The sequence below is a fragment of the Cupriavidus sp. 96C5-1 genome, from assembly GCF_057798855.1.
This window is the reverse complement of sequence record NZ_JBYOJU010000020.1, coordinates 20,076-44,085: the sequence shown is the minus strand read 5'-3', so window position 1 is coordinate 44,085 and position 24,010 is coordinate 20,076. Positions and strand designations below refer to the sequence as shown.

The window sequence follows — 24,010 nt, the reverse complement described above, 5'->3', positions numbered from 1 at the left end:
ATCGCGGGGACGTTGCCACAGCGCTGTCCTGTCGACTTGCTTTGTACAGATTATCCAATAATAGACAAAACGTCAATGCGGTAAGAAAGACCGGAACTGGGGGGGAGCATGCCGCATCAAGGCGCTTGCACGCGGGCCGATGCGCCGGAAAAGCGCACAGGAGCCGGCCGCGAGCCATGCAGCGGCGCGCCTGGATGGCCACGCGTCAGTGCCATCCGGCGAAGGCCGAAATGAGGGGGGAATGGGGAGATGGCCGGAGCATGGCCCAGGACGCGATCACGACATCCGGGCCGCCAGCGAATGAACTGGTGCGCACCGCGCGATGGGCTAATTCGCGCGGACGGCGATCGACGGAGCTGGACGGACCGATCCACCGCAGAGACACCGATGGCCCCGTCGATCATGCTGGCGCGGCTTATCGCCGCCGCTATTGTCTGCAGTGCTTCAGGCGTGCGCCAGCCAGTGCCGTGAGTACCTGCCGCCCGGCACACGCATCATGCAGGTCAACCGGCGAGCAACGCCGCGAACCGGTCGATATCCACATTGCCTCCGCTGACGATGATGCCCACCCGCTTGCCTTGCAGCTCGGCCTTCATGCCGCGCGCGGCGGCGAAGCCGAGGCAGCCGGTGGGTTCCACCACCAGCTTCATGCGCGAGGCGAAGAAGCGCATGCAATCGACCAGTTCCTCGTCGCTCGCGGTCACGATATCGTCGACATCGCGGCGGATGATCTCGAAGGTGTAGTTGCCCAGGTGCTGCGTCTGCGCGCCGTCGGCGATGGTCTTCGGCGTATCGATATGGACGATCGAGCCGGAGCGGAACGACTGCTGGCCGTCGTTGCCGGCGGCGGGCTCCACGCCGTAGATCTTGCATTGCGGAGCCAGCGCGCGCGCGGACAGCGCAGAGCCGGAGAGCAAGCCGCCACCGCCGAGGCAGACGAACAGCGCGTCGAGCGCGCCGGCTTCCTCGAACAATTCCTTGGCGGCAGTGCCCTGGCCGGCGATGACGTCCGGATGATCATACGGCGGGATCAGGGTCAGCCCCTGCTCCTCCGCCAGCTTGCGGCCGATCGCCTCGCGGTCCTCTGTATAGCGGTCATAGATCACCACCTTGCCGCCGTAGCCCTTGGTGGCGGCTACTTTCGCGGCCGGCGCGTCGTGCGGCATGATGATGGTCGCCGAGATCCCGAGCAGGGAAGCCGACAGCGCGATGGCCTGCGCGTGGTTGCCCGAGGAAAAGGCCACCACCCCTGCCCGCCTCTGGCGCTCGTCGAACTTCGACAGCGCATTGAAGGCGCCGCGAAATTTGAACGCCCCCATGCGCTGCAGGTTCTCGCACTTGAAGAAAAGCTCCGCGCCCAGCGCGTTGTCGGCGGTGCGGGAGCGCATCACGGGAGTCCGGTGGGCGTGGCCCTCGAGCCGCTTCGCGGCGGCTGACACATCGTCGAAAGTGGGCAGGTTCAGCATGATCGTAAGTCTCGTTGGAATCGCGTTGGAATCGCGTTGGAATGGAAAACCCTACCAGGGCCAGTGGACGCTGGTGCCGGCCTGCGCCGCGGCGGCGCGCTGGTGGAGCAGGCGCGCCACGGTCAGGTCCTGCAGCGCGAGGCCCGTCATATCGAAAACGGTGATGTCGCTGGCGTGGCGGTCCACTTGCGCCTTGCCGCTCAGCAGGTCGCCGATCTCCGTGCAAGGCGTATCGGGCGCCCATTGCGTTTCGCCGATCTGGCGGGCCTGGTCCCGGTCGTCGACAAACAGGCGCGTACGCGCCAGCAGGCCATCGGGCAGCTCGCGCTTGCCCCTGGTGTCCGCGCCCACGCAGTTCAGGTGCGTCCCGGCCTGCACTGCCTGCAGGTCGAACAGCGCGCCACCGCCAGGCGTGGCGGTAATCACCACATCGCTGGCCGCCACCGCCGCGTTGCGGTCGGTGGCGTGGGAGATGTCGCAGCGCTCGCCGAAGGCGCGCTCGAAACCGGCATCGGGCTGATCCGTCACCGTGACATAGCGAACGTGCTTGAGCGATGGCAGCAGCGCAAGCGCAAACGTCAGCTGAATCCGCGCCTGCACGCCGGTACCGAACAGGCAGAGACGCCGGCTGTCCTGGCGCGCCAGCAACTGCAGCCCCAGACCGCCGGCGGCGCCCGTGCGCATGGTAGTGACGGCATTGCCATCGATCACGCACTGCGGACGGCCGGTGGCAGGATCGATCAACAGGATCGTGGCCTGATGCGGCTCGCCACCCAGGGCACGGTTGGCCGGCCAGAATCCGGCTGCCTTGAAACCCAGCAGGCCCTGTGACTGGACGTCGCCCGACTTGATGCCGAACACGCCGCCCGTCGCCAGCGGCTCCCGCACCAGCGGAAAGACGCGGCCCTCGCCCTGGCTATGCAGGACAAAGGCTTCCCTCACCGCATCCAGTACGTCGGCCGGCTGCAGCAGCGCCTCGACCTGGTTCTTGTCGAGCAGGAGCAGGCGCGCGTCACTTGGCATAGCTGTACACCGTAGCCCGCGACACGCCGAGATGCAGCGCCACGATTTCCATGGCGCGGCGAACCTCCATGCATCCCGCTTCCTTGAGTTCGCGCAGCAGCGCGCGCCGTTCCTCGGCCTTCAGGGAGCGCGGCGTGGTGGCAAGGCGCGCGGCAAACTGGTCGATGCGCGCCCGGATGGCGTCCGCGCCGGCCGGGTCGAGCGACTCCTTCATGGCCGCGCCCGAATCCACGCTGCCGAACTGCCCGAGCACATTCTGCAAGCTGCGGAACAGCGTAAGGTCGACGTTCATGCACAGGGCGGCGACATAGCTGCCGGTCGAATCCTTGATGCCGATCGAGGTGCTCTTGGCCTGGCGCCCGTCCGCGAACTGATTGGCATAATTGGCGATGACCTGCGGATATGCCGGATCGGCAATCCGGGCAAGGCCAAGTTCGGTGGCGGGATCGCCCACCGCGCGGCCCGACAGGTTGTTGTGGATGGCTAGGATGGCGTGCCTGGGATCCAGCAGATCGTGGACGACCACCTCGCAAAAGGGAGCGAAGGTCTCGCTCAGACCCTGGGCCACCTGCTTGAGTTGATCGAGCAGCGCTTGCTGCTCGAGCGTGCGTTCCGGCGTGCGTTTTTTCATATGGACAGGTTATCCAGATATGGATAATTTGTCAATATCGAGGATGGCCACACCGGCACTTGCTGCAAATCCATGTGGATTCCATTGCACGCCGAACTGACTGGATCGTGGTTGCTATGTCCGGCTGCGGCGCGCAAGGAATACTTCCGTCCGGCGTTCGTGCATGCAAAGGGAGCGCGCTCGTGGATTGGAATTTGTACTACCCCGCTGGTATGACTGCTCCTATCCTGGCTGATAAAAATCCGATAAACCACATTAGAATTGATAAGAATCTCTGCGGACTGATAAAAATCCAACTGCCGCCTCCGGTCTGTGTCAGACGCTCAAGGTAATTTATAAGTAACGTATGAGTAACTTTTGATAAAAAAAAGAATACTTTGTGCAACAATGCGAAAAAACATGGCCCGATTAGAAAAATATGAGCGCAGTGGGATATGAGCTTCTTCGCCGGAAGGGCGGCCTGACCGCTTTTGCGCTAGCACAGCCGGCGCAGGTGCGGCCGGTGACGAAAGTGATGCCTGGGAACGGGCTGCTGGCCATTCCGGCGCAGGTGGCGCCACAGTCCGAGGATCCGTTGGACCACATTTTGTTCGCCCTGAAGCATGAAGGCGTCAATCTCCAGATACTGGCCCAAGTGCTGCCGGCAATTCCCGCCGCGCAAATGCTGGCAGCGCTGAAACAAACACCCAACGGCCAGTACATCCGGGTCGCGGCATTCCTTTGGGAGCACTTCAATGGCCAGCGGCTGGAGGGGCGACCGGAAATCACGGTCGGCTATGCGAGCGTATTCGATCCAGCTCGCTATATCACGGGCCCCTCGCGGCGCGATGCGCGGTGGCGGGTAGATTTCAACGGTCTGGGCTCCCTGGCGTACTGCGCCACGGTCGAACGCACGCCGGCAATCGAGGCCGCGATCGCCTCCGACATCCTGGGCCGCGCCAATGCGTTCCTGAAGAGCCTGGGACCAGCCATGCTTGACCGCGCGCTAGCCTGGGCCTATCTGCACGAAACGGAGGATTCCTACGCGATCGAGCAAGAGACCCCGAGCGAAGACAAGGCGCGCGCCTTTGTCCAACTCCTTCACCAGGCCCATGAAGGCCGGCGACTGAGCGAGGACTACCTGGCTGAACTGCAGTCGTCGACCGTGACCAATCCGCTCGATCAGGCCGTGCAGTTTCGGGGCGAGCAAAACTGGCTGCGCGGCCCTGGGCGCGGCGCCAGTGGCGTGACCTACGTGCCGCCATGGCCGGAATTGGTCGAGCCGCTGATGGATGCGTGGATGGCATTCGCCAACGACGCACCCAGCCAGACCGACCCCATCGTCGCCGCGAGCATCGCGTCGTTCGGCTTTGTCTTCATTCACCCGTTCATGGATGGCAATGGACGGCTATCGCGATTCCTTTTTCACAAGGCCCTGTGCACGTCAGGCAAGCTCGCGAAGGGACTGCTCCTGCCTGTGTCGGTGGCCATGAAGCGAAATGAAGCTGACTACCTCGCTGCGCTTCGGGCGTACTCAAGCCAGGCTCGCGAGCGGGTAAAGGTGACCTGGATTGATGAAGGCGAATACCAGTTCGAGTTCAAGACGGACGATGCGATCTTTCGTTACTGGGATGCCACGGCCTGCGTCGAGTTCGGCTTCCGGATGGCGGCGCAGGCGCTGGATGTGGAACTGCGCCAGGAAACGGTCTTCCTTGAGCGCTACGATCAGGTAATGCGACGGGTGAACGAGAAAATCGACGTCCGCGGCAACGATCTGGCGACGCTGGTGGTCATCTGCCTTGACAACGACGGCGTCATCTCCAGGAAGAAACGCAAGCGTTTTGCAGATCGCGTTCCGGAAGCGTCGTTCGAGGTTATTGAAGCAGCTGTCCGAGACGTGTTGGATGAAGCCGACGACGAGGACACCGATAGCGAGTGAATGGATCGCGTCAAGACAAGGGCCGTACCGGCCTGGTGCGATCGGCGCGGCGCCCGCAAGGCAGGCGCCGTGCCGTAACCCGGGGCCTCAGGCCGGCTCGAAGCGCTCCCCCTTGAAGACCCGCACCGGCGCCCCACGCTCCACCTGATGGTGCAGCAAGCGCCGCTGGGCACGCCGGGCCAGCTCACCCTGCTCGGCCTGCTGCGCCAGCCGGTGCGCGATCAGCAGCATGGCGATACGCTTGTTGGCATGCTGGCTGCGCTCGGACCGCACCCGCACGCTGATCCCGGTGGCGATATGGACGGCGCGTACGGCCGACTCGGCGCGATTGACGTGCTGCCCGCCCGGCCCGGAGGCCCGGCAGGTTTCGAAGCGGATCTCGCCTGCCAGCGCTGGCGACGGCGCGGCGCAACGCGCCACCCCGATAAACCAGTTCTTGCGCGCGTGTCCGGGCCGGTAAGGGCTTGGGCACGTCCATTGCACCGTGCCTTCCCAGTGCCGCGCCAGCGCCTGCGCCGGTTCGCCATCCAGGCTTAGCAGCACCGAGCGCAAGGTGCCGCCGCGCTCGCCCGCCTCCTCTTCGAGGATCTCGGCCTGCGCGCCGCATTGCGCTGCCTCGTGCAGCAAGCGCTTGAGCGCCCGGCTGACCGCCAGGCAGCATTCGGCCGGTCCCTGCGCCGCGGAGAATTGTAGCAGGATCATCGGCAGCACTCCCCTTGCGTCTTGTACGTCAACACCGGGCGCAGCCGCGCCAGCGGCCTGGCCAGGCCCGCGTCGCAAAGCGCGGCCACCACGCTGTCGATCGGCTTGTAGGCTTGCGGCGCTTCTTCGTAGATCAGTTGCCGGTCGCGGCAGATCACCCGGCTGCCGAAGTGGGTCCGGCTCAGTTGCTCCGCGGTAAAGCGCGCCGACAGGCGGCTCTTGCATTCGCCGCGCATCCATTTGCGCCCGGCGCCGTGCGCCAGCGACAACAGGCTGCGTGCGTCCGCCACCGGCTCGACCAGATAGCTGTAGTCTCCCCGCGAACCGGGAATCACCACCGCCCCGACATCGGCCGGCGTAGCCCCCTTGCGATGCAACCAGCCGGTATTGCCGCCGATCGTGGCGGCAGCCACGAAATTATGATCGACGTCGAGCACCCGTTCGCCGCCGCCTCGCAGGCGCTCCAGCATGCGGCGCGCAATCAGTTCGCGGTTGCCGCGCGCAAAGCGCAGCGCCTGCGCGTGCCGGGCCAGGTAGTCGGCGCAGTCCCCGCTATCGTCGCCCAGGCCGCGATGGCCGAAACGCTCGATATGGTCTTGCAGGATCGCCTGGCCAAGCCCGCGCGAGCCGCTGTGCACCAGCAGCACCAGCCGCCGGCGTTCGAGCCCCAGCGCCGCCACCGCGGCCTCGTCGTGGATCTCTTCGAGCAGTTGCAGCTCCGCGAAATGATTGCCACCGCCGATGGTGCCCAGCGCCTGCGCGTGGCCCGCGCCCTCCAGTGCGTGGCTTGCCACGACCTGTGCCATCGTGTCGGCCCAGGACGCGTCGAGCGGACCGTCGATATTGCCCAGCCGCTTTTCCAGCGGCTCCGCGCCGAGCTTGCGGGCATCCAGTTCCGTGCGCCACAGCGCCATGCCGCAGCCGATGTCGTTGCCCACCAGCGCGGGATACAACCGCCCGCGGGAGAAGAATGCCGCGCCGACCGGATAACCCCGGCCCGGATGCAGGTCCGGCATGCCGGCGACCTGCTCCATGCCGGCAAGACTTGCAGTGTGATGAAGTTGATGGATCGCGTTACCTTCGATCCAGGTGTCGTCCGACGCGATCAGCGATACGCGTTCGGACAGATGCTTGATGCAGTTGCCCATATACCCATCCAGATAAGAGAAGAATCTGATGTGGCAGGCCGAGGCCGAGCAATGCGATTCCCCGCGCGAAGCATGCGACGCGATGCGTGCAGTGCTGCAATGGCGCCAATGGCGCTAGCGGGCGGAACGATTAATTCTGGCGCGGCCTGCAAAGATGCATCGACTGTTTCATGATGTGCTCTCCTTTGCAGTGCGGTTGATTGAGGGAAGTGATCGTAACGCCGCGCAGCGAAACTGGCAATGCCGGCGGCGGTATTCAGGCATCGGAGTGTTGTCCGCCGGAGACAATGCACATATCGAGTCGACCGTCCGCGCGCGTCTCGCAGGACCGGTTCCGGCCAGCGGCGCCATTGCCGCTGCTGCGCAGGCCGGGGCAGATTCCGAGGGCGGCTGACGCGCCCGTAATCCCCGGCAAGGCCATGGCCGGCGGCGAATTCCGCCCCCAGCGAATTGTCATGCTGTCGTCACGCAGACCATGCATCGTAGCGATCTTTCGTTCCGAGTCATCACCTTCATCGCCTATATGCGCACGCTCCCGTCCGCGACCGTCATTGCCGTTATCGCCATCACCGCAGCAGCGTGGTCCCTGCCCGCTGCCGCCGAGACGGCCGCCGCACCGGCCTATCCCGCCACCCTTTCCGGTCATGCCATCCTGCCGGCGCAGAGCTTTATCGCCGCGCCCAAGGATGCGCCGCAAGACCTGCAGGTCAGCGGCAAGTTCACCACCGGCGCGCGCGTGGAAAAGATCGGCGCCGTGGAAGGCATGTCGGCCAACCGGCCGACCGGCGTCTCGCTGCCCTTCAAGGGCCAGCCGCTGCAAGGACATTCCGGCATCAAGCACATGCCCGACGGCACCTTCTGGGTGCTGACCGACAACGGCGCCGGCAGCAAGGCCAACTCGCCGGACTTCATGCTCTACCTGAACCACTACAAGGTGGACTTCAAGAACGGCAAGCTCCAGCGCCTGGGCACCGTCTTCCTGCACGACCCGGACAAGAAGGTTCCCTTCCGCATCGTCCACGAAGGCACCAGCCAACGCTACCTGACGGGCTCGGACTTCGACACCGAGAGCTTCCAGTTCGCCGGCGGCTCGCTTTGGATCGGCGACGAGTTCGGTCCCTTCCTGATCAAGGCCGACCTGAATGGCAAGGTGCAGGCGGTGTACGACACACTGGTCGACGGCAAAGTCGTCCGCTCGCCCGACCACCCCGCCGTGACCACGCCCGGCGTGCCGGGCGGTGTCGTGGACTTCCAGATCAAGCGCTCCAAGGGTTTCGAAGGCATGGCCTCGTCGCCGGACGGCAGCAGGCTCTACGCACTGCTCGAAGGTCCGGTGTGGCATGCCGAAGCCAAGGACTTCGAACGCGTCGACGGCAAGGAAGCCCTGCGCGTACTGGAGTTCGACACCCAGGCCGGCAAATGGACGGGCCGCTCGTGGAAGTACCCGCTGGAAGCCAACGGCAACGCCATCGGCGACTTCAACATGATCGACGCCACCACCGGCCTGATCATCGAGCGCGACAACGGCGAAGGCACGGCCGACAAAGCCTGCCCGGAAGGCCAGAAGCGCAACGACTGCTTCTCGGATATCGCCAAATTCAAGCGTGTCTACAAGATCGAGCTGACCGATGCCAATGCCGGCGGCCCAGTACGCAAGATCGGCTATATCGACCTGCTCAACATCGCCGACCCCGACAAGCTGGCCCGCAAGCCGCTGAACGACGGCGTGCTCAAGTTCCCGTTCTTCACCATCGAGAACGTGGATGTGGTGGACCCCACCCACATCGTGGTCGGCAACGACAACAACCTGCCCTTCTCCAGCAGCCGCGAGCCGAACAAGGCAGACGACAACGAGCTGGTGCTGCTCGAGGTCGGGGAGTTCCTGAAGGCCCGTTGAGCCTGGCCGGCGCGGCGCGCTTTGCGCAGCGCCGGTCCTTGCGGATGAAACAGGCGCTGCCTTGTACATGGCGCCGTTGGCAAGCGTCACGCAGCCGCCACGAGCATTGCCGCTGTTCCCCCTCCCCGGTCAGCGACTGACCACCTGTGCTGCCTCCATCCGGCTTGGCGCTTGTGCGCAGCCTCATCCCCGCCCCCCGCAAGCCGGAATTGCACCCATGGCGAACTGAGTCAGGGCGAGACGGCGGTACGCGATCCTATTGCGGCGAAATCACCAAAGAAGGCCGATTGCCGCCGCAACGCCCAGCACGAGGCCGACCGCCAATAGGTGGAATAGCGACCGGAACAGGCGTCCAATGACATAGGCGCCGACGCAGGCGAATGCGCTGACGCAGGAGAGGCGCAGCCACCTTGGCCAGTTGGCACTCAGGTCAAGCGCGTCGAACAGGAGCCAGCCTCCGGCGAAAAGGATCGAGAAGCCATAGAAGGAGAAAAAGAAGGCCACTTCAAAGAGCCTGGGCTTGTTATCAGCTTCCGGACGCATGCTCGATCGTATGAAGATCCTGAGGAACGCCATGATGTCATGGTCCCAGCCCTTGGGGAACCTGCCCGCAGGACGATCAGATTGTTCGGCGCATCCTCAGGATTTATCCGATGGCAATAGCTCCACCATCGTCGACCTCTTGCCCAATGTGCCAGGCACGGCGGTTCGCAGCCTCCGGCAGGGGGCTGTGTGGGGGCGAATCTCCCACGCATATCCCGCCGGCGCTATCGGCAGATTGCCCTCTGGCAGCTGGAAGCCGGTCGCCGCTACGATCTGGCGCCCGGCCTGCATGTCCAGCCGCAGGCCCAGCTGGTGTATCAGCATCTGGACCTGCGCGATAGCGCGGATGCTGCCAGCCGGGTGATGTTCCCCAGCACCGACACCGCGCTGCTGCGCCTGGGGGCACGGCTGAGCAAGGACCTGCGGTGGTCAGATCAAGCGCCGGGTACTGCCTGGGTAAGCGGCAATCTGCTGCAGCGCGTGGGTGCCCATGCCCGTACGCGCTTCAGCACGCCGACCCAGGGCGACGTCGGCTGCCAGGTACGGCGCTGAGCTTGCAGAGCGGGATTGAAGGCCAGGTTCGCAAGAACGTCGTGGTCAATGCGCGGATCGGCGTCGAACAGAGCGTCGACGGTTCTGGCCTCACCAGTCTCGGCGGGCAGCTGGGGTTGAAGGTGTCGTTCTAGCGTGCCGCCGCCCGCTGCTCGGCTCGGGCGTGAGGAAGGCGCCGGATGGCCGAAGGCCTCCGGGCCATCCTGGCGGCGGCCCCCCTACACCTCCAGCCATTCCTTGCGAATGGCGGCATTCGCCTTCAGATCCCCCGGCGTGCCTTCGAACACGATATGCCCGTGCCCCATCACATAGACCCGCTGGGAAATATCCAGCGCGATGGCCAGCTTCTGCTCGATCAGCAGCACCGACACGCCGCGCTCCTTCAGGACCTTGAGGTAGTCGCCCACCAGCGTGACGATCATCGGGGCCAGCCCTTCGGTGGGCTCGTCGATCAGCACCAGGTCGGGGTCGCCCATCAGGGTGCGGCACAGCGTGAGCATCTGCTGCTCGCCGCCGGAGAGCACGCCGGCAGAAGTGTTCTCCCGCTCCTTCAGGCGCGGGAACATGTTGTACATGTCCTGCACCGTCCAGCGGGGCTTGGACTGGCGCGGATTGCGCTTCTCCCCTAGCTGCAGGTTCTGGCGCACCGTGAGCGTGGGGAAGATGTCGCGGTTCTCCGGCACATAGCCCACGCCCAGGTGGGCGATCTCGAAGGTGCGCCGCCCGAGGATCTCCTCGTCGCGAAAGCGCACCGAGCCCTCCGCCTTGACCATGCCGAGGATGGCCTTGGCCATGGTCGAGCGCCCCACCCCGTTGCGGCCCAGCAGGGCGACGATCTCGCCTTCGTCGATATGCGCGTCGACGCCGTGGAGAATATGGCTCTTGCCGTAGTAGGCGTGCAATCCCTGCACGTCCAGCATGCGCTTGCCCATCAGTGCGCTCCCTCAGTGGCAGGTTCGTCCAGGGTCGTGCCCAGGTAGGCTTCCTTGACCTTGCGGTTGGCGCGGATGGCCTCGGGGGTGTCGGTGGCGATGACCTCGCCGTAGACCAGCACGGAGATGCGGTCGGCCAGGCCGAACACCACGCTCATGTCGTGCTCCACCATCACCAGGGTCTTGCCCACGGTGACACGGCGGATCAGTTCCACCGCGTGGTCGGACTCCGAGCGGCTCATGCCGGCGGTGGGTTCGTCCAGCAGGATCACCTCGGCGCCGCCGGCGATGGTGATGCCGATCTCCAGCGCGCGTTGCTCGGCGTAGGTCAGCAGGCTGGCCTGGGTGTTGCGGCGGTGCTGCAGGCCGATCAGTTCCAGCACTTCGTCCGCCCGCTCGCGCGCGTCGCGCAGCTCGGACAGGCGATGCCAGAAAGAATACTTGTAGCCCAGCGACCACAGCACCGCGCAGCGCAGGTTCTCGAACACCGACAGCCGGTGAAAGATATTGGTGATCTGGAAGCTGCGCGACAGCCCCATGCGGTTGATCACGAAGGGCTGCAGCCCGCCGATCTCCTGGCCGTTGAGCCTGACCGTGCCCGAACTGGGCGCGAAGCGGCCCGAGATCAGGTTGAAGGTGGTCGATTTGCCGGCCCCGTTGGGGCCGATCAGCGCATGGCGCTCGCCCTTGGGGATGGTGAGGTTCACCCCCCGGATGATTTCGGTCTGGCCGAATTTCTTGCGCACATCGTTCAGTTCCAATGCCGCGGTCATGCCGTACCTCCCGTGATTTCGGCCTGTACCTTGTCCCAGGTGGCGCGCACGCGCGCCTTCGCGGCGCGGCAGGCCAGCAGGCCGCCCACCCAAAGCACCGCTGCCGCCAGCCATGGCGCGACGGTGCCGGCATCGAAGCCGATGCCGATCAGTGACATGTCGGTACCGTTGGCGCTGTCCACCTGTACCTTGTAGACCAGCTCCACGGTCAGGATCACCGCCGCTAGCAGCACCAGCCCGGCAGCCGCGGCGCGGCCGTAGTCCGGCAGCATGCGGCCCAGCTTGCGGTGCGCCAGCAGCGGTACCTGCATCGTCAGCAGGCTGGCGATGCCGCCCGGCACGAACATCACCATCAGCACGAAGAACAGGCCGAGATACAGCAGCCATGCCTTGGTCAGGTCGGACAGCGCCACCGCGAACAGGATGAACACCACGGCGCCGATCACCGGGCCGAAGAATACGCCCGCGCCCCCGATGAACGCCGCCAGCAGTACCCCGCCGGAGCGCACCGCGCTGACGTTCTCGGCCGACACGATCTCGAAATTGATGGCCGAGAGCGCGCCCGAGATGCCGGCGAAGAAGGCCGACAGGATCAGCACCAGGTAGCGCACGCGCTGGGTGTTGTAGCCGATGAATTCCACCCGCTCCGGATTGTCGCGCACTGCGTTGGCGATACGGCCCAGCGGCGTCTGGGTCCAGGCATACATGGCCACCATCGACAGCAGGCACCACACCGCGATCAGGTAGTACACCTGCCGCCCGGGGCCGTAGGTGATGCCGAACACGGCTTCGCCCACCATGCGGTTGGTGGAGATCCCACCTTCGCCGCCAAAGAAATCCGGGAACATCAGCGAGCTGGCGAACACCATTTCGCCGATGCCCATGGTGATCATGGCGAAGGTGGTGCCGGACTTCTTGGTGGTGACATAGCCGAACAGCACGCCGAAGAAGGCGCCGGCCAGGCCGCCCACCACCGGCAGCAGCGAGACCGGCAGCCATACCTTGCCCGCGCCCACCATGTTCAGCACGTGGATGGCGATGAAGGCGCCCAGTCCCGCGTACACGGCATGGCCGAACGACAGCATGCCGGTCTGCCCCAGCAGCATGTTGTAGGACAGCGCGAAGATGATCATGATGCCCATCTGGGACATCAGCGTGATGGCGAAGCCGCCGGTGAAAAACAGCGGCATCACCAGCATCAGGGCCGCGGTCAGGCCCCAGATCAGCCAGCGCGCCAGGTTCAGCGGGCGATAGCGCATGGTGCGGCCCGTCGCGGCCGCCTCGCGGCGTTGTTGCATTGTCGTCTCCATGCTGTCAGCTCTCCCGGGTACCCATCAAACCACGCGGCCGGAAGATCAGCATCACAACCAGCAACAGATACGGCAATACCGGGGCGACCTGCGCCACGGTAAGCCTCCACAGCGAGGACAGCGGCGTGCTGTCGGTCACATGCAGGCCGACCGAACCCAGCAGGCCGGCCAGCGAGGCGTCCAGCGTGACGGCAAAGGTCTGCAGCACGCCGATCAGCAGCGAGGCGATAAAGGCGCCCACCAGCGAGCCCATGCCGCCCACCACCGCCACCACGAAGACGATCGACCCCACGGCCGCCGCCATCGACGGCTCGGTGACAAAGGCGTTGCCGCCGATCACCCCGGCCAGCCCCGCCAGCGCGGCGCCGCCGCCAAACACCATCATGAACACGCGCGGCACATTGTGTCCCAGCGCCTCGACCATCTCGGGGTGCGTCAGCGCGGCCTGGATCACCAGCCCGATGCGGGTGCGGGTGAGCACCAGGTAGATCGCCACCAGCATCGCCAGCGACACCAGCATCATGAACGCGCGGTACTTGGGGAAGGACGAGGTGAAGACCGTGAACAGCGGCCCGTCCAGCTCGGCCGGGATGCGGTAAGGCACGGCGGCCAGGCCCCATACCAGCTTGACGCCTTCCTCGATCAGGTAGGCCAGGCCAAAGGTGAACAGCAGCTCGGCCACATGCCCGTACTTGTGCACGGTGCGCAGGCCGAAGCGCTCCACCAGCGCCCCGGCACCGGCCACCAGCAGCGGCGCGAAGATCAGCGCGGGCCAGAAGCCGATCTTGCTGGCGATGGTGTAGGCAAAGTAGGCGCCCAGCATGTAGAAACTGGCGTGCGCGAAGTTCAGCACGCCCATCATGCTGAAGATCAGCGTAAGCCCGGAAGAGAGCATGAACAGCAGCAGCCCGTAGCTGACGCCGTTCAACATGGAAATGACGAAGAATTCCACAACATATCCTTCATTCTGACGCTCGCGGCCAGTTGGCGGGCCAGCGGTCGGCCGGTCGGAAATCGGGCGCGCGCGGGTGAGCGCTGCCCACCCGGGGTGGCATGCGCCGCCCCGGGCCGACCGAAGTATGCAGGATCGGGGCGCGCGCCGGAACTGGCCGCGCTCCCCGCCGCGCTCAGGCTCCGCCCGGGCGCTTCATCTGGCAGGAAGTCGGCTGCGCTGCCACGTACTGGTCCAGCAGCGCATCGGTCTTCCAGCCAAAGCCAGTGTTTTCCTGGTCGAACCTGACCTCCTTGCCGTCGGCCTTGGTCCAGGTCGCCACCACCAGCGATTGCTGGGCCTGGTGATCCGAGCCGCGCATCTCCACCGCGCCGTTCAGGCTTTCGGCCTTCATGCCTTCCAGCGCCTTGGCCACCTTGACCGGATCGGTCGACTTGGTGTCGGTGAACGCCTTGCCCAGCATGGCGATACCGGTGTAGGCGGCCATCACGTAGAAGTCGTCGTTGTACTTCTTCTTGAAGCCCTCGATGACATCCGCGCCCTTGAAGCCCTTGTTGTTGGGGTTGTAGTAGCCGACATACTTGACATGCCCGGCTTCCGACGGCCCCATGGCGGTCGGCACGCCGGTGGTGCCGGCGTAGTAGGTGTAGTAGTTGGTGGACAGGCCCGCGTCCTTGCCGGCCTTGATCAGCAGCGCGAGGTCGCTGCCCCAGTTGCCGGTGATCACGGTGTCGGCGCCGGAGGCCTTGATCTTGGCCGCGTACGGGGCGAAGTCCTTGACCTGGGCCAGCGGATGCAGGTCGTCGCCGACGATCTGGATGTCCGGACGCTTGCGCTTCAGGTATTCCTTGGCGGCGCGCGCCACCTGGTGACCGAAGGAGTAGTTCTGGTTGATCAGGTAGACCTTCTTGACGCTGGGGTCCTTGGCCAGGAAGGTGGTCAGGGCCTCCATCTTCATGTCGGAGTTGGCGTCGAGCCGGAAATGCCAGTAGTTGCACTTGCCATTGGTCATGTCCGGGTCCACCGCGGCGTAGTTCAGGTAGACGATCTCCTTGCCCGGATTACGCTCGTTGTGCTTAGCCACCGCGTCTTCCAGGGCCAGGCCCACCGAGGAGCCGTTGCCTTGCACGATGTAGCGGATGCCCTGGTCCACGGCCTGCTTGAGGATGGTCAGGCTTTCCTGCGGCGAGAGCTTGTTGTCGAAGCCGACCACTTCAAACTTGTGCCCGCCACCCCAGTTCTTCTGGTTGGCGATGTCGGCGACGAACTGCCAGCTCTTGAGCTGGTTCTGACCCACTGGCGCCATCAGGCCGGACAGCGGATCGATAAAGGCGATCTTCACCGTGTCGGCCGCCGCCACCCCGGAACCCATTGCCGCAAGAATAGCCGTGGCGGCCACCAGCGAACGCATTCTGATCATGCTTGTCTCCTTCGGTTTTATAGTTGGCTGTATTTGATCCCGATTCGCCGCGACGCCCTCTCCGCTACCTCAACGCGCTGCAAACCTGTCCTACGGATGCCGGCCGCTGGCCGGCAAAGGGTTGGCGGCTCTGCGGCCGCCTTGGCGTCAGTCAGGTCATCAGGTCAGGCAGCCGGCAGGCGGTAGTCCTTGAACTGTTCGCGCAGCTTGAGCTTCTGCATCTTGCCGGTGGCGGTGAGCGGAATCTCGGTGACGAAGGCCACGTCATCGGGAATCCACCATTTGGCGACCTTGCCTTCGAAGAATTTCAGCAATTCCTCGCGCGTCACCTCGGCGCCCGGCTTCGTCATTACCACCAGCAGCGGGCGCTCGTCCCACTTGGGGTGATAGCAGGAAATGCAGGCTGCCATATGCACCGCCGGATGGGCCGCCGCCACGTTCTCGATATCGATCGAGGAGATCCACTCGCCGCCGGACTTGATCACGTCCTTGCTGCGGTCGGTGATCTGCATATAGCCGTCCGGGTCGATGGTGGCCACGTCGCCCGTGGGGAACCAGCCATCCACCAGCGGCGAGGCGTCGTTGCGGTAGTAGTGTTCGATCACCCAGGGACCGCGCACGTGCAGGTCGCCGAACGCCTTGCCGTCCCAGGGCAGTTCATTGCCGTCGCCGTCGACGATCCTCATATCGACGCCGAAGATGACGCGACCCTGCTTCTCCTGGATCTTCTGCTGCTCTTCTTCAGGCAGGCTGGCGTGGCGCGCCAGCAGCTTGCAGGTCGTTCCCAGCGGGGACATCTCGGTCATACCCCAGGCGTGAATGGTTTCCACGTCGAGCGCTTTGAGGGCGCGGATCATGGCCGGCGGCGCCGCCGAGCCGCCGATCACGGTGCGGCGGAAGGTGGAGAACCTGAGTTGATTGGCCTGCACGTACTGCAGCAGGCCCAGCCAGACCGTCGGCACGCCAGCGGAGAAGGTCACCTTCTCCTGCTCGAACAGTTCATAGAGCGAGGCGCCGTCGAGCCTGGCGCCGGGCAATACCAGCTTGGCGCCGACCAGCGGCACGGAGTACGGCAGGCCCCAGGCATTGACGTGGAACATCGGCACCACGGGCAGGATCACATCGCGCGCCGAGCAGCCCAGCGCGTCCGGCAGCGCGGATGCGTAGGAGTGCAGCACGGTCGAGCGGTGCGAATACAGCGCACCCTTGGGGTTGCCGGTGGTGCCGGAGGTGTAGCAGAGGCTGGATGCCGTGTTCTCGTCGAACTGCGGCCAGGCGTAGTTGCCGTCCTGCGCGTCGATCAGGTCTTCATAGCAGATCAGCGGCACCTTGGCGTCGGCCGGCATATGGGCGCGGTCGCTCATCAGCACCCAGCCCTTCACGTTCGGGCAATGCGGCGCCACGCCTTCCACCAGCGGCAGGAAGGTGGCATCGAAGAAGACGTACCGGTCCTCGGCATGGTTGACGATATAGGCGACCTGCTCCGGGAACAGGCGGGGATTGACGGTATGGCATACCGCGCCCGAGCCCGACACCGCGTAGTAGATCTCCAGGTGGCGATAGCCATTCCAGGCCAGCGTGCCGACGCGCTCGCCCGCTGTCACCCCCAGCGCGGCGATGGCCTGGGCCAGCTTGCGGGCGCGCAATTCGCAATCGCGGTAGGTATAGCGGTGCAGATCGCCTTCGGTCCGTCGCGAGACGATTTCCGTGCCGCCGTAGTGGCGTGCGGCGTGCTTGATGATGGAGGAAATGAGCAAGGGTTCGCTCATCATTTGACCCATCAATGCCATGGAATAGTCTCCTGTGATTTTGTAGATCCGTCAAAAAAACCGCCAAAAAACGAACAACCGTTCTATTTTTTGGCCGATTGTTCCCATCCTTTGATGAAACGTCAACGGGATTCCGTTGTGCGCTGCCATATCCGCGATACCGGGTGGCTGCCTGCCCGCACCACGCCGGTGCGGCGGGAAGCGGGATTCAAGGGATATCCGGAAACATTGTGGCGACAACTGCGGTCAGACATGCAAATGACGGCGTGGAAGTACAATAACGCCTGCCATGTTGCACCTCAACATGTCGTTTTCCCTAGCCTGCAAGCGCGCTTGCGGGAAATTCGACAGGCCGGCGCCGCGCCGCCCAGCCACCCACAGTGACGCTCCAGTGAACCCTTCCGCGCCTACCGAAGCCAGCCACGCCTTGCCAGAAGGCGCCAATCCCACCCAGCCGGATGCCGAGGCGCCGGTGCCGCCTTTCGTCACTGCACCGGGCTTCGCCGAACTGGGCTCGCGCTTCTTCACGCGCCTGGCCCCGACGCCGCTGCCCTCGCCCCGGCTGGTCAGCATGTCGTCCGCCGCAGCCGGGCTGCTCGGCTGGGATGCGCATGCCGCAACGCAGCGTAACTTCATCGAAACTTTTGCAGGAAATCACGTGCCCGGGTGGGCCGCCCCCCTCGCCAGCGTCTATTCGGGCCATCAGTTCGGGGTCTGGGCGGGCCAGTTGGGCGATGGGCGGGCCATCCGCCTGGCCGAGGCCCATACCGCCACCGGGCCTTGGGAAATCCAGCTCAAGGGCGCCGGCATGACGCCCTACTCGCGCATGGCCGACGGCCGCGCCGTGCTGCGCTCGTCGATCCGCGAATACCTCTGCTCCGAGGCCATGTTCGCGCTGGGCGTGCCCACCAGCCGCGCCTTGTGCATCGTCGCCTCGGACGCCCCGGTACGGCGCGAGACCATCGAGACCGCCGCCGTGGTGACGCGCCTGGCGCCATCCTTTATCCGCTTTGGCCATTTCGAGCATTTCGCCGCCCGCGAAGACATCGGCTCGCTGCGCCAGCTGGCGGATTTCGTGATCGACCGCTTCATGCCGGAATGCCGCGAGGACAGGCAGCCGTACCAGGCCCTGTTGCGCGAAGTCTCCCTGCGCACGGCCGACCTGATGGCGCAGTGGCAGGCGGTGGGCTTCTGCCATGGCGTGATGAATACCGACAATATGTCGATCCTCGGCCTGACCATCGACTACGGCCCCTTCGGCTTTCTCGATGCCTTCGACGCCAACCATATCTGCAACCACTCGGATACCCAGGGCCGCTACGCCTACAGCCAGCAACCGCAGGTCGCGTTCTGGAACCTGCACTGCCTGGCCCAGGCGCTGATGCCGCTGTGGCGCGAAGCCGATGGCAAGGCCGATGGCGAAGCCGAAGCCGGGAAGGCCGCCACCGATGCCGCGGTCGAAGCCGCGCGCGCCGCCCTCGACCCGTTCCGGGCGCGCTATGCGGGTGCCTTCTTCCAGCGCTACCGCGACAAGCTCGGCCTGCGCCCGACAGGCGGCCGCGATGAGGACGACGAGCCCCTGCTGACCGATCTGTTCCAGTTGCTGCACACCCAGCGCGTGGACTACACCTTGTTTTGGCGCAACCTGGCCCGCATCTCCTCTGCCGACGGCAGCCAGGATGCACCGGTGCGCGACCTGTTCATGGACCGCGCGGCCTGGGACGCCTGGGCCGGGAACTACCGCGCCCGTCTGCGCGCGGAAGATTCCAGCGACGCGGCAAGAACCGCCGCCATGCTGGCGGTCAACCCCAAATACGTGCTGCGCAACCACCTGGCGGAGACCGCCATCCAGCGTGCGCGCGAAAACGACTACAGCGAGGTGGACCGCCTGCTCGCCGTGTTGTCGCACCCCTTCGACGAGCAGCCGGAGGCCGACGCCTACGCCGCGCTGCCGCCGGACTGGGCGGCGGGGCTGGAAGTGAGCTGCTCGTCATAAGCGGGTGGCAGCATGTAAGGTTTGACGGTCAGGAAACGACCAAGGGCCTCGGGTGACGAAAGACGGGCAAGATGCGACGCGCCCGGTTCGTGCCCAGCCAACCAGAAAGCAGAAAGGAAAGCCGAAGATGACCACGCAAAAGACCGAAGCCGAGTGGCGCGAGCAACTCTCCGATATCGAATACCGCGTGACCCGCAAGGCCGCCACCGAACGCCCCTTCACCGGCCGCTACTGGGATCACTGGGAGCGCGGCACCTACCGCTGCGTCGGCTGCGGCACGCCGCTGTTCGAAGCCAGCACCAAGTTCGATGCCGGCTGCGGCTGGCCGAGCTACTTCCGTCCCATCAACGGCGAGGTGATCGACGAGCACACCGACCGCACCCATGGCATGGTGCGGGTGGAAGTCCGCTGCAAGGAATGCGGCAGCCATCTTGGCCATGTCTTCGAAGATGGCCCCGCTCCCACCGGTCTGCGCTACTGCATCAACTCGGCTGCGCTAAAATTCGACGAGCGCGACCCCGCCGACTTCGAAGCGGGTGACGCCGCGCCGACATCGCCCGACACGCCGCGCTAGGCCCGAATCGCCCGCGCGGCGGTTCGCCGCCAACCCAGCCCTCGACCTCGCGTCGATAAATCCTGTCCGCATGAAATTCCTGTTCGACCTGTTTCCGGTCATCCTGTTCTTCGTCGCCTTCAAGTTCCAGGGCATCTACGCCGCCACCGGGGTGGCCATCGCCGCCACGGTGGTGCAGATCGGCTGGGTCTGGCTGCGCCACCGCAAGGTCGAGCCGATGCAGTGGGTCAGCCTGGTGATCATCTCCGTGTTTGGCGGCGCCACGCTGCTGCTGCACAACGAGACCTTCATCAAGTGGAAGCCCACCGTGCTGTACTGGCTGTTTGCCGCCACGCTGACGCTGTCGGCACTGGTATGGCGCAAGAACCTGATCCGCGCCATGCTGGGCAAGCAGGTGACCATGCCGGACGCCGCCTGGAGCAAGCTCAACGCTGCCTGGGCCGCCTTCTTCGCCGTGATGGGCGTGGTCAACCTCTACGTGGCCTACCAGTTCTCCACCGACGCCTGGGTCAACTTCAAGCTGTTCGGCAGCATGGGCCTGATGCTGGTGTTCATCCTGGCGCAAAGCGTCTGGCTGTCGCGCCACATGCAGGAAAACACCACCGAGTAAGCCCGCCGGCGGGCCATGCCCGCCCCCGATCGACTGTCCGGCCCCGGCCGGATCTCCCACCAGGACACGCACAACCGCCGATGGCCGCCGAACCCGCACAAATCGAAGCCCTGCTGCGCGCAGCCCTCTCCCCCTCCAGTGTTACGGTGCGCGACGACAGCGCGCTGCACGCCGGCCACGCCGGTGCCGCCTCGGGTGGCGGGCACTATCACGTGACCATCGTCAGCGCGCAATTTGCCGGCAGTACCCGGGTGGCACGCCATCGCATGGTGTATGATGCGCTGCGCGATCTGTTCCCCGCACAAATTCACGCGCTGGCCGTGACCGCGCTGACCGACCAAGAACTTGAATCCCGCGAAACCTCCCGCGATTCCTCGAGCAACTCTCAGACCTGATTCCATGAAGACCACCGTCCTCTCGTTCAGCCTGGCGGCTGTGCTTGCCGCTGGCAGCTTGCCCGCCCTCGCCCAGAACGCCGCCGTCGTGAATGGCAAGGCGATCCCCTCGGCCAAGCTGGACAAGCTGATTGCCAGCACCGGCCAGCCTCCCAGCGCCGAGCTGCGCGACCGTGCCCGCACCATGCTGATCGACCGTGAGCTGCTGCTGCAGGAAGCCAACAAGCGGGGCCTGACCCAGCGCGACGACCTGCAGGAACAACTGGAACAGGCCAAGCTGAACGTGCTGGCCGGTGCGGTGTTCGAAGACTACGTCAAGACCCACGGCGCCAGCGACGACGAACTGCGCAAGCAGTACGAGAAGATCAAGTCCCAGTTCGGCAGCGGCAAGGAATACCACGCCCGCCACATCCTGGTGGAGAAAGAAGCCGACGCGCGCGCCATCATCGCCAAGATCAAGGCCGGCGCCAAGTTCGAGGACATGGCCAAGGCCTCGTCCAAGGACCCGGGCTCCGCGGCCAACGGCGGCGATCTCGACTGGGCCAACAGCAGCAGCTACGTGCCGGAATTCTCGGCGGCCATGACGGCCCTGAAGAAGGGCCAGATGACCGACACCCCGGTCAAGACCCAGTTCGGCTGGCACATCATCCAGCTCGACGACGTACGCGACGCCAAGATCCCCACGTTCGAAGAAGTCAAGCCGCAGCTGGTGCAGATGCTGATGGGCGACCAGAACTGGCAGCGCGAGCAGTTCCAGGCGATGATGAAGGCGCTCAAGGAAAAGGCCAAGATCCAGTAAGCTGGCTTGCGCTTCCCTGCGACAGGAAAACCGGCGCCGATGGCGCCGGTTTTGTTTTGGTGGCCCGTGGCGGCGGCACCAGGTGCCGGCAGCCGGAGCGAGCCCCCTCAACCGTTTGTTTGCTGCCTGCCGTCGCCATTTCAGACGGCTTTGGCGCATCCTGGCAGCGTCGCCATGCGCTGCGGGACGCTCCCTTCAGCCATCCCGCGCGCCCAGCGTAGCCAGGTAACCATGTGCCGCGCCGCGCAGCCGCCTCATCAGCCCCGGAAAATCGATCCCCTCCCCCTCATCGATGCAAGCATGCGAAATCAGGCCATAGACGATGGCCTGCAGCGTCACAGCGGCCTCTTCGACCACGGCGGCAGGCGGCGCGTCGGCGGCGCCTAGCAGCGCCCGGCTCCACCGCGCCACGAATCGCCCATACATCTCCCGATACGCCGCGCGCCCCGAATGATGCCGCTCCAGCAGGTAGATCGGCCCCCAGCGCTCGGGCGTCTCCCTGTGGTGTTCCACATTGACGGAGATCAGCGCATCCACGATGTCCACGATGGGCTCGCCCCGGCGTTGCGCCAGGCATTCGTCCATCGCCAGCACGATGCGCTTGGCGCGCAGGTGCAGGCACACCCGCGCCAGTTCTTCCTTGCTGCCGAAGTACTCGTAGAAGGTACCCAGACCCACGCCGGCCAGGTCGACGATGGCGCGGATCGTCACCTGCGCGTAATCGTGCGCGGCCAAAAGCCGAACAAAGGCCTCCTGGATGGCCAGCGATGTCTGCCAGGAACGGGATTGCACCGGCCTGCGCCGCGGCTTTGCCGGGCCTTTCTGCTGTGGGTTCATGGTGCTCCGAAAGCCGAACATGCAGGCTGGGCATTGTATCTAGAATGATCTCTCGAATCTAACGGGCGACAACGGGGCGGCAACGAGCCCCGCCGGCCCGGCCCAAGGAGACAGCTCGCCATGCACGCTACCCACGCCATCACCAACCAGGTACCCGAACTCAAGGACTACAACCTCTTTACCAGCGATCCCGGTCTGCGCCGCGCTGTCGCGCGCGCCGGCGCGGACTGGAGCGAGGCGGAACTGGAGCGCCAGGGCGCGGTGCTTGGCGCCGAGGCAACCATCCGCCATGCCGAGGATGCCAACCGCTACCATCCCGAGCTGCACACGCACTCGCGCACCGGCGAGCGCATCGACCAGGTGCGCTTCCACCCGGGCTGGCACGAGATGATGACCATTGCGCGCAGGAGCGGGCTGGCCAACCTGCCGTTTGCCGACACGCGCCCCTCGGCCTGGCCCGCGTACGCGGCTTCGCTTTATATGCATTGCCAGATCGAGTCCGGCTCGCTCTGCCCCACCAATATGACCCAGGCCTGCATCCCGGTGCTGCGCGAGGAGCCCGCACTGTTCGCGCAGTTCGGCGACAAGTTGCTGACCCAGGCCTACGATCCGCGCGATATCCCCATCGAGCACAAGCGCTCGATCAACGTCGGCATGGGCATGACCGAAAAGCAAGGCGGCTCCGACGTGCGCGCCAACACCACCCGCGCGGTGCCCAGCCGCGGCGAAGGGCGCGGCGCCGAGTACCTCATCACCGGTCACAAGTGGTTCTTCTCCTCGCCGATGTCGGATGCCCACCTGGTGCTGGCCAATACCGAAGCCGGCTCCTCCTGCTTCTTCGTGCCGCGCTGGCGGCCGGACGGCAACAAGAACCCGATCGAGATCCAGCGCCTCAAGGACAAGGTCGGCAACCGCTCCAACTCCAGCAGCGAAGTGGAATTCCGCGAAGCCTGGGGCGTCATGGTGGGCGAGGAAGGCCGCGGCATTCCCACCATCCTGGAGATGGCCACCTATAGCCGCCTGAACTGCTCGCTGTCCAGTGCGGGCTTCCTGCGCCATGCGCTGGTGCAGTCCCTGCACTACGCGCGCCATCGCAGCGCCTTCGGCAAGCCGCTGATCCGCCAGCCGCTGATGGTCAGGCTGCTGGCCGACATGGCGCTGGAAAGCGAAGCCGCAATGCTGCTCGCCATGGATCTCGCCACCGCCTTCGAAGCCACCGACGATCCCGCCCGGCTGGCCTGGCGCCGCATCCTCACGCCCGCTTCCAAATTCTGGATCTGCAAGCGCGCGGTCGAGATGACCGGCGAAGCCATGGAAGTCTTCGGCGGCAACGGCTATGTGGAGGACGGCCCGATGGGCCGGTTGTTCCGCGAAGCGCCCGTCAACTCGATCTGGGAGGGCTCGGGCAATGTGATGTGCCTGGACGTGCTGCGCGCCATTGGCCGCAACCCCGAGGATTACCTGCGCGTACTGGAACAGATGAGCACCGTCGGCGCGGGCGAGCCGCGTATCCAGGCCAGCGTGGCCGCGCTGCGCGCGGCACTGCGCCTGCCTGACGACGAACAGCAGGCCGAGGCCCGCCGCACCACCACGCGGCTGGTGCTCACGGCCCAGGCCTGCCTGATGCTCCAGCACGCCGACGCGGCCACCGCGCAGGCTTTCATTGCCAGCCGTTTCGACCCGGATTGGGGCGCGGTGATGGGGATCAGCGCGGGCAACGGCGACGCCGCGCGCCTGCTGGAGCTGGCCTGGGCCGCCTGAAG

24 protein-coding genes are annotated in these 24,010 nt (G+C 65.3%); 11 read left to right on the top strand and 13 right to left on the bottom strand.

Annotation, left to right across the window (positions count from 1 at the left end; translation table 11 throughout):
- Window positions 1–503 precede the first annotated feature (503 nt).
- From AC3FOF_RS21420 to AC3FOF_RS21410, 3 genes are read right to left on the bottom strand one after another with little or no spacing between them, the layout of a single operon-like run.
- Window positions 504–1,466 carry a threo-3-hydroxy-L-aspartate ammonia-lyase gene (locus AC3FOF_RS21420; RefSeq protein WP_488727712.1) on the bottom strand — a complete coding sequence of 321 codons (963 nt, stop codon included), beginning with the start codon at window positions 1,464–1,466 and terminating at the stop codon, window positions 504–506.
- Window positions 1,467–1,517: 51 nt separating this feature from the next.
- The gene (locus tag AC3FOF_RS21415) at window positions 1,518–2,489 is read right to left on the bottom strand and encodes an ornithine cyclodeaminase family protein (protein WP_276267808.1); all 972 of its coding nucleotides are present in this window, start codon (window positions 2,487–2,489) and stop codon (window positions 1,518–1,520) included.
- On the bottom strand, window positions 2,479–3,120 hold the full coding sequence (locus AC3FOF_RS21410) for a helix-turn-helix transcriptional regulator (RefSeq protein WP_276267809.1): 642 nt from the start codon (window positions 3,118–3,120) through the stop codon (window positions 2,479–2,481). Before AC3FOF_RS21410 ends, AC3FOF_RS21415 begins: the two co-directional genes overlap by 11 nt.
- Window positions 3,121–3,538: 418 nt before the next feature.
- Between AC3FOF_RS21410 and AC3FOF_RS21405 the strand changes: the two genes are divergently transcribed.
- On the top strand, window positions 3,539–5,038 hold the full coding sequence (locus AC3FOF_RS21405) for a Fic family protein (protein WP_488727711.1): 1,500 nt from the start codon (window positions 3,539–3,541) through the stop codon (window positions 5,036–5,038).
- An 87-nt stretch (window positions 5,039–5,125) separates the two neighbouring features.
- On the opposite strand, the gene prfH is transcribed toward AC3FOF_RS21405, so the two are convergent.
- Together prfH and AC3FOF_RS21395 are read right to left on the bottom strand one after the other, a co-directional pair.
- Window positions 5,126–5,740, bottom strand: coding sequence for a peptide chain release factor H (gene prfH, locus AC3FOF_RS21400; protein WP_488727710.1), 615 nt, complete (start codon window positions 5,738–5,740; stop codon window positions 5,126–5,128).
- On the bottom strand, window positions 5,737–6,888 hold the full coding sequence (locus tag AC3FOF_RS21395; protein WP_488727709.1) for an RNA ligase RtcB family protein: 1,152 nt from the start codon (window positions 6,886–6,888) through the stop codon (window positions 5,737–5,739). The genes prfH and AC3FOF_RS21395 overlap by 4 nt, the downstream gene beginning before the upstream one ends.
- A gap of 523 nt (window positions 6,889–7,411) precedes the next feature.
- On the opposite strand from AC3FOF_RS21395, the gene AC3FOF_RS21390 reads away from it, so the two are divergent.
- Complete coding sequence (locus tag AC3FOF_RS21390) at window positions 7,412–8,785, top strand: esterase-like activity of phytase family protein (protein WP_488727768.1); 1,374 nt, start codon at window positions 7,412–7,414, stop codon at window positions 8,783–8,785.
- A 270-nt stretch (window positions 8,786–9,055) separates the two neighbouring features.
- Here AC3FOF_RS21390 and AC3FOF_RS21385 read toward each other — a convergent pair whose 3' ends face one another.
- Window positions 9,056–9,328 carry a hypothetical protein gene (locus AC3FOF_RS21385; protein WP_488727708.1) on the bottom strand — a complete coding sequence of 91 codons (273 nt, stop codon included), beginning with the start codon at window positions 9,326–9,328 and terminating at the stop codon, window positions 9,056–9,058.
- Between the two features lie 189 nt (window positions 9,329–9,517).
- Between AC3FOF_RS21385 and AC3FOF_RS21380 the strand changes: the two genes are divergently transcribed.
- Together AC3FOF_RS21380 and AC3FOF_RS21375 are read left to right on the top strand one after the other, a co-directional pair.
- On the top strand, window positions 9,518–9,880 hold the full coding sequence (locus tag AC3FOF_RS21380; RefSeq protein ID WP_488727707.1) for an autotransporter domain-containing protein: 363 nt from the start codon (window positions 9,518–9,520) through the stop codon (window positions 9,878–9,880).
- A 2-nt stretch (window positions 9,881–9,882) separates the two neighbouring features.
- Window positions 9,883–10,014 (top strand): hypothetical protein, encoded by a 132-nt coding sequence (locus tag AC3FOF_RS21375; RefSeq protein ID WP_488727706.1) that lies wholly within the window; start codon window positions 9,883–9,885, stop codon window positions 10,012–10,014.
- 84 nt (window positions 10,015–10,098) lie between these two features.
- Here AC3FOF_RS21375 and AC3FOF_RS21370 read toward each other — a convergent pair whose 3' ends face one another.
- The 6 genes from AC3FOF_RS21370 to AC3FOF_RS21345 form a co-directional block, all read right to left on the bottom strand.
- Entirely contained in the window at window positions 10,099–10,812 is a 714-nt protein-coding gene (locus AC3FOF_RS21370) for an ABC transporter ATP-binding protein (protein WP_017227921.1), read from the bottom strand.
- Window positions 10,812–11,585 carry an ABC transporter ATP-binding protein gene (locus tag AC3FOF_RS21365; RefSeq protein ID WP_017227920.1) on the bottom strand — a complete coding sequence of 258 codons (774 nt, stop codon included), beginning with the start codon at window positions 11,583–11,585 and terminating at the stop codon, window positions 10,812–10,814. Before AC3FOF_RS21365 ends, AC3FOF_RS21370 begins: the two co-directional genes overlap by 1 nt.
- On the bottom strand, window positions 11,582–12,895 hold the full coding sequence (locus AC3FOF_RS21360; protein WP_488727705.1) for a branched-chain amino acid ABC transporter permease: 1,314 nt from the start codon (window positions 12,893–12,895) through the stop codon (window positions 11,582–11,584). The genes AC3FOF_RS21365 and AC3FOF_RS21360 overlap by 4 nt, the downstream gene beginning before the upstream one ends.
- 4 nt (window positions 12,896–12,899) lie before the next feature.
- Window positions 12,900–13,847, bottom strand: a complete 948-nt coding sequence (locus AC3FOF_RS21355) for a branched-chain amino acid ABC transporter permease (RefSeq protein ID WP_017227917.1) — start codon at window positions 13,845–13,847, stop codon at window positions 12,900–12,902.
- 175 nt (window positions 13,848–14,022) lie between these two features.
- A complete protein-coding gene (locus tag AC3FOF_RS21350; protein ID WP_276267817.1) occupies window positions 14,023–15,267 on the bottom strand; it encodes a branched-chain amino acid ABC transporter substrate-binding protein in 1,245 nt (414 codons plus the stop codon).
- A gap of 164 nt (window positions 15,268–15,431) precedes the next feature.
- Entirely contained in the window at window positions 15,432–17,057 is a 1,626-nt protein-coding gene (locus AC3FOF_RS21345; protein WP_276267818.1) for a 3-(methylthio)propionyl-CoA ligase, read from the bottom strand.
- Here AC3FOF_RS21345 and AC3FOF_RS21340 point away from each other — a divergent pair.
- The 6 genes from AC3FOF_RS21340 (at window position 16,998) to AC3FOF_RS21315 (ending at window position 21,410) form a co-directional block, all read left to right on the top strand.
- A complete protein-coding gene (locus tag AC3FOF_RS21340) occupies window positions 16,998–17,420 on the top strand; it encodes a hypothetical protein (RefSeq protein WP_276267838.1) in 423 nt (140 codons plus the stop codon). The two genes, AC3FOF_RS21345 and AC3FOF_RS21340, sit on opposite strands and share 60 nt — an antisense overlap.
- Entirely contained in the window at window positions 17,341–19,032 is a 1,692-nt protein-coding gene (locus AC3FOF_RS21335) for a protein adenylyltransferase SelO (protein WP_488727704.1), read from the top strand. Before AC3FOF_RS21340 ends, AC3FOF_RS21335 begins: the two co-directional genes overlap by 80 nt.
- Before the next feature lie 127 nt (window positions 19,033–19,159).
- Entirely contained in the window at window positions 19,160–19,606 is a 447-nt protein-coding gene (msrB, locus tag AC3FOF_RS21330) for a peptide-methionine (R)-S-oxide reductase MsrB (RefSeq protein ID WP_488727703.1), read from the top strand.
- 70 nt (window positions 19,607–19,676) lie between these two features.
- Complete coding sequence (locus AC3FOF_RS21325) at window positions 19,677–20,216, top strand: septation protein A (RefSeq protein WP_017227912.1); 540 nt, start codon at window positions 19,677–19,679, stop codon at window positions 20,214–20,216.
- A gap of 80 nt (window positions 20,217–20,296) precedes the next feature.
- Window positions 20,297–20,611, top strand: coding sequence for a BolA family protein (locus AC3FOF_RS21320; protein WP_276267820.1), 315 nt, complete (start codon window positions 20,297–20,299; stop codon window positions 20,609–20,611).
- Between the two features lie 4 nt (window positions 20,612–20,615).
- Complete coding sequence (locus tag AC3FOF_RS21315) at window positions 20,616–21,410, top strand: peptidylprolyl isomerase (protein ID WP_017227910.1); 795 nt, start codon at window positions 20,616–20,618, stop codon at window positions 21,408–21,410.
- A 195-nt stretch (window positions 21,411–21,605) separates the two neighbouring features.
- Here AC3FOF_RS21315 and AC3FOF_RS21310 read toward each other — a convergent pair whose 3' ends face one another.
- Complete coding sequence (locus AC3FOF_RS21310) at window positions 21,606–22,247, bottom strand: TetR/AcrR family transcriptional regulator (protein ID WP_488727702.1); 642 nt, start codon at window positions 22,245–22,247, stop codon at window positions 21,606–21,608.
- 120 nt (window positions 22,248–22,367) lie between these two features.
- Between AC3FOF_RS21310 and AC3FOF_RS21305 the strand changes: the two genes are divergently transcribed.
- Window positions 22,368–24,008 carry an acyl-CoA dehydrogenase family protein gene (locus tag AC3FOF_RS21305; protein WP_488727701.1) on the top strand — a complete coding sequence of 547 codons (1,641 nt, stop codon included), beginning with the start codon at window positions 22,368–22,370 and terminating at the stop codon, window positions 24,006–24,008.
- Window positions 24,009–24,010: the final 2 nt, after the last annotated feature.

What these genes read in the sequence shown, in the direction of transcription:
- AC3FOF_RS21365 (WP_017227920.1), bottom strand. Translation starts at nt 11,585, where the DNA reads ATGACCGCGGCATTGGAACTGAACGATGTGCGCAAGAAATTCGGCCAG.
- AC3FOF_RS21315 (WP_017227910.1), top strand. Translation starts at nt 20,616, where the DNA reads ATGAAGACCACCGTCCTCTCGTTCAGCCTGGCGGCTGTGCTTGCCGCT.
- AC3FOF_RS21390 (WP_488727768.1), top strand. Translation starts at nt 7,412, where the DNA reads ATGCGCACGCTCCCGTCCGCGACCGTCATTGCCGTTATCGCCATCACC.
- prfH (WP_488727710.1), bottom strand. Translation starts at nt 5,740, where the DNA reads ATGATCCTGCTACAATTCTCCGCGGCGCAGGGACCGGCCGAATGCTGC.
- AC3FOF_RS21385 (WP_488727708.1), bottom strand. Translation starts at nt 9,328, where the DNA reads ATGCGTCCGGAAGCTGATAACAAGCCCAGGCTCTTTGAAGTGGCCTTC.
- AC3FOF_RS21345 (WP_276267818.1), bottom strand. Translation starts at nt 17,057, where the DNA reads ATGGCATTGATGGGTCAAATGATGAGCGAACCCTTGCTCATTTCCTCC.
- AC3FOF_RS21350 (WP_276267817.1), bottom strand. Translation starts at nt 15,267, where the DNA reads ATGATCAGAATGCGTTCGCTGGTGGCCGCCACGGCTATTCTTGCGGCA.
- AC3FOF_RS21360 (WP_488727705.1), bottom strand. Translation starts at nt 12,895, where the DNA reads ATGGAGACGACAATGCAACAACGCCGCGAGGCGGCCGCGACGGGCCGC.
- AC3FOF_RS21310 (WP_488727702.1), bottom strand. Translation starts at nt 22,247, where the DNA reads ATGAACCCACAGCAGAAAGGCCCGGCAAAGCCGCGGCGCAGGCCGGTG.
- msrB (WP_488727703.1), top strand. Translation starts at nt 19,160, where the DNA reads ATGACCACGCAAAAGACCGAAGCCGAGTGGCGCGAGCAACTCTCCGAT.
- AC3FOF_RS21405 (WP_488727711.1), top strand. Translation starts at nt 3,539, where the DNA reads ATGAGCGCAGTGGGATATGAGCTTCTTCGCCGGAAGGGCGGCCTGACC.
- AC3FOF_RS21305 (WP_488727701.1), top strand. Translation starts at nt 22,368, where the DNA reads ATGCACGCTACCCACGCCATCACCAACCAGGTACCCGAACTCAAGGAC.
- AC3FOF_RS21335 (WP_488727704.1), top strand. Translation starts at nt 17,341, where the DNA reads ATGTCGTTTTCCCTAGCCTGCAAGCGCGCTTGCGGGAAATTCGACAGG.
- AC3FOF_RS21420 (WP_488727712.1), bottom strand. Translation starts at nt 1,466, where the DNA reads ATGCTGAACCTGCCCACTTTCGACGATGTGTCAGCCGCCGCGAAGCGG.
- AC3FOF_RS21415 (WP_276267808.1), bottom strand. Translation starts at nt 2,489, where the DNA reads ATGCCAAGTGACGCGCGCCTGCTCCTGCTCGACAAGAACCAGGTCGAG.
- AC3FOF_RS21325 (WP_017227912.1), top strand. Translation starts at nt 19,677, where the DNA reads ATGAAATTCCTGTTCGACCTGTTTCCGGTCATCCTGTTCTTCGTCGCC.
- AC3FOF_RS21410 (WP_276267809.1), bottom strand. Translation starts at nt 3,120, where the DNA reads ATGAAAAAACGCACGCCGGAACGCACGCTCGAGCAGCAAGCGCTGCTC.
- AC3FOF_RS21370 (WP_017227921.1), bottom strand. Translation starts at nt 10,812, where the DNA reads ATGGGCAAGCGCATGCTGGACGTGCAGGGATTGCACGCCTACTACGGC.
- AC3FOF_RS21320 (WP_276267820.1), top strand. Translation starts at nt 20,297, where the DNA reads ATGGCCGCCGAACCCGCACAAATCGAAGCCCTGCTGCGCGCAGCCCTC.
- AC3FOF_RS21395 (WP_488727709.1), bottom strand. Translation starts at nt 6,888, where the DNA reads ATGGGCAACTGCATCAAGCATCTGTCCGAACGCGTATCGCTGATCGCG.